Here is a 4,287-nt window from a genome sequence, read left to right as displayed (position 1 = left end):
TATTACTTTATTGACAGGAAATTATGAATCTTATTGAGTCCTTTTATTTTGTTGAAAAATGCGGACAATTGGCCTCACTTTTTGGTTGGGAAGATTGTTCCCTTTTCTACAAGAGATACAAATGTTACGTAAAAGCTTGTCATTACTTTTTGCGGTAGGAATGACGTTCACTGCGTCAAATGCGTACGCATGGGGCCAAAATGGCCACAGAATTATCGGTGAGCTAGCTGAAGCACACTTAACCGAGCAGACGCGTGTTGCTATTCAACCCTTATTAGAAGGTGACTCACTAGCGGAGATATCTACTTGGGCAGATGAAATGCGGTCGGATCCAAGCACGTTTTGGCGCAAACAATCTTCGAAATGGCATTACATCAATATCGAAGACCCTAAAAACATGCACCAACATGTCCATTCAAATCTAGACGATAAAGAAAAAGTAAAAAATATTCTAGATGGCATTTATTACTCTATTAACACTCTCCGATCCGACTCCAAATCCATAGACGAAAAACGTTTTGCATTGCGCTTCCTTGTCCACCTTGTCGGCGATAGTCACCAACCTTTCCATGCCGGCAGAGGTAAGGACCGCGGCGGAAACATGATTAAAGTAAAGTTTTTTGGTAGTGACTCAAACCTACACAGTACCTGGGACACCAAATTAATCGAAAATGAAAATCTTTCATTTACAGAATTTACACGTTTTATTCAAACCACAAATAATGAAATAATTGCTGAATACTTAGACAGCTCACCAGCCGACTGGTTGCTTGAATCAAATAATATTGCCGAAAATGTATATAACAGCAATGAAACTGAAATAAGTTATGGGTACATTTACAAGCATATGCCAACAGTGAAGTTTAGACTGCAACAAGGCGGTATTAGACTTGCTGGTTTATTAAACCAAATTTTTGATAAGGACTCGCAGCCATTAAAAGAAGCACTAAAGACTTCTGTGACTGCGAAATAATATAATTGTAGCTAGTTCTAAAAATACGGGAAACAACATAATGAACACTATTTTACGCAAAAATGCTCTTACTCTTGCTATCGCTGCAAGCTTAGGCATGAGTGGCATGGCGGTTGCGGCTGACACCTCTTCGTCTATTAAAGGACAGATTGTAGGACCTCAAGGTAATCCAGCCGCAGATACAAAGATTATCATTGTTCACGAGCCGACTGGTACACGCCGCGTTGTTACAACAAATGACACTGGTACGTACAACGCATCAGGCCTTCGCGTTGGTGGTCCATATACTATTACTATTGACTCGACTAAATTCCGTGACGCTGAATTGCGTAATGTTTATCTATCTCTAGGTGAAGCACAAAAGATCGACCAGCAGCTGAGTGAACTGCAAATAGAGTCGATTGTGGTTACCGGTACTCCTGTGCTATTTAATTCTTCTGCAAATGACACTTATTATGGTGCAGATGCAATCAAGAGTGCACCTAGCATCAACCGTGATATTAAAGACGTAGTAAGAAATAACCCTCTAGTTGTTATCCAACCAGGTAGCGATAGTTCCATGACAATCGCGGGCTCAAACCCGCGCACGAACTCTATTACTGTTGATGGTATTCCGCTAAACGATGACTTCGGTCTTAACTCTGGTGGCTATCCAACACAACGTAACCCATTCCCGCTAGACGCGCTTGATCAAGTAACAGTTCAAGTAGCACCAACTAATGCTAAATCAAGTGGTTTTACTGGTGGTAACGTTGACGCGGTATTCAAGTCTGGTACTAACGAAATCACTGGTAGCGTTTTCTATGAGAAAATGACTGACAGCTGGGCAGGTACTCCAAAAAACAATGGTAAAGAAGTTCCACTAGAGTTTGAAGAAGAGAACTATGGCTTCTCAGTCGGTGCACCTCTTATCGAAAACAAACTATTCTTCTTCGGTGCTTACGAAAAGTATGAGTCTCCTCAGTCAATTGAGTGGGGTCCTGCAGGTTCTGGCATTGGCGCTAACGAGACAAAAATCACACAAAACGACTTAGCGGCAGTACGCAAAATTGCTTCTGAAGTATATGGTGTTGATAATATCGGTGGTGCAGACACTCAACCACAACTAGAAGATGAAAAATACATCATCAAGCTAGATTGGAACATCAACGACTACCACCGTGCAAACTTTATCTACATGTTCAATGAAGGTAACCGCACAAATAATATGACTGATGATGCTGATGATCTACACCTAAGCACTTATTGGTACAATAAATCTGAGAAACTAAATAACTTCAGCTCAACGCTATACTCTGACTGGACGGATGATTTCTCAACGCAAATCAGTATCACAAGCAAGTCTGTTGAGACTGGACAGATTTCACTTGATAGTGCACTTGGTTTAGGTGATATCAGCATCAGCAACATCGACGTAGATGGTGATGGTGTTACAGGTGACATCAGCTTTGGTTCAGATGCTAGCCGCCACTCAAACTCACTAGAAAACGACCTAACCACATTCAAGTTTGACGGTACTTACCTACTTGACGAACATACACTAGAGTTCGGTATCAAGTATGACATTCTAGACGTTGAAAACCTTTATCTAGATGGTTCTAAGGGTGTAATCACATTTAACAGCCTAGAAGACTTTGCTGCACGCCAAATTTCAAGATACACATACAGCAACGGTATCGGCAATAACCCTGATGCAGTTGCAGCGGCATTCAAACGTAAAGACCTTGCACTATACGTGAACGACCGTTGGGACTTCAGCGATGAACTAGCGTTTAGCTTTGGTCTTCGTTACGAGCGTCTAGGCTCTGACGACAAACCAGCATTCAACCAAGACGTATTAGACAGAACGGGGTTTGATAACACTTATAACCTAGATGGCGCTGACATTTGGTTGCCTCGTGCAGGTTTCACTTACTACATGAACGATGACGTCACTATCCGTGGCAGCGTAGGTCGTTATGCAGGTGGTAACCCTAACGTTTGGATTTCAAACTCTTACTCAAACGACGGCTTTAGTCGTCAAAACTTCTCTGCTAGTGATGTTACCGCTCCTGCAAATATCCTAAATACTATCCCGCCAGAAGCTATCGAAGGTATTAACAATGCGAGTCGTGGTTCAGTTTCGAACTTTATCGATCCTAACTTCGACATTCCATCACAGTGGACTTATATGCTAAATGCGGATGTAACACTTGATATCCCAGGTCTTGGTGATGGATTCGCGTGGACTACAACGGCAATCTATACAGATAAAGAAAATACCGCTGAATGGGTAAATGCAGCCCTTCTTCAAGAAGGCGATGTAGTAGGGTCTACTGCTGATGGTGCATTACCATTCTACGACACCCGTGAACTTGAGATTATGCTAACGAACGCAGATAAAAACGGTCGTTCAATTATCCTAAGTACTGGTCTTGCAAAAACATGGGATAATGGCTTCAAGTTTGATATGTCTTATACTCACCAAGATATCACTGAAGGTAACCCTGGTGGCTCTTCAACTGGTCGTAGTAACTACCGCTACGGTCACTTCTTAGACCATCAAGAAACACAAATCGGTACTTCTTCTTATGAAACAGAGCACCGTTTTGTCCTAAACCTTGGCTATTCAACTGAGTTCATTGAAAACTATAAAACGAATTTCAACCTCTTCTTTGAGCGCCGTTCAGGTTCAGCATATAGCCACCTAACAAGATGGCAAAACCTAACTGGTGGCCGCTTCTTCAATCAGGATCTAATCCAACCTTCTGGCTTTGGTTCAACGTTCGGCGGTAACTACCTAGCTTATGTTCCAACGGCAAACGATGCAAACGTACTTCGTTACGAAGGTACAACTGAAGCAGAAGTGCTTGCTCACTATGAGAGCTTAGGCTTATCTGGTTATGCGGGTGGTTTCGTTGACCGTAGCGCAGCGACATCGCCATGGACAACAACGATGGATCTGTATGTTTCTCAAGAAGTTCCTGGTTTTACCAAAGATCATAAGGGTGAAATTTACTTCGTAGTCAATAACTTGCTAAACCTTATTGATTCTTCAGCTGGTAAAGTGTACACGCAAGACTTTGGTACTCGTAATACGCTAAACATGGATATAGACCCTGCAACTGGTAAGTACATTATCGGTGCACCGATTACCAGCGACTATAAGTTTGAAGCAGAAGACTCAACTTACCGTATCAAGATCGGCGTACGTTACAACTTCTAATAGCAAACGTATAATTAGATAATCTTCCAAAGGCCAACGTGAGTTGGCCTTTTTTGTCTAGAAAAAACAATAACTATCAACCAAATCAGCTCGTTAAATAATAATACCC

2 protein-coding genes are annotated in these 4,287 nt (G+C 41.9%); both read left to right on the top strand.

Features of this window, described 5'->3' with window-relative positions; genetic code table 11:
* The first annotated feature begins 121 nt into the window (after positions 1–121).
* Complete coding sequence (locus tag L1D50_RS21850) at positions 122–973, top strand: S1/P1 nuclease (protein ID WP_239966824.1); 852 nt, start codon at positions 122–124, stop codon at positions 971–973.
* Positions 974–1,013: 40 nt separating this feature from the next.
* Positions 1,014–4,178 carry a TonB-dependent receptor gene (locus L1D50_RS21845; RefSeq protein ID WP_239966823.1) on the top strand — a complete coding sequence of 1,055 codons (3,165 nt, stop codon included), beginning with the start codon at positions 1,014–1,016 and terminating at the stop codon, positions 4,176–4,178.
* The last annotated feature ends 109 nt before the right edge of the window (positions 4,179–4,287 follow it).

Source organism: Pseudoalteromonas sp. Isolate6, assembly GCF_022398435.1.
GTDB lineage: Bacteria > Pseudomonadota > Gammaproteobacteria > Enterobacterales > Alteromonadaceae > Pseudoalteromonas > Pseudoalteromonas galatheae.
The sequence above is the reverse complement of the archived record's forward strand: the minus strand, read 5'-3'. Positions and strand labels throughout refer to the sequence as shown.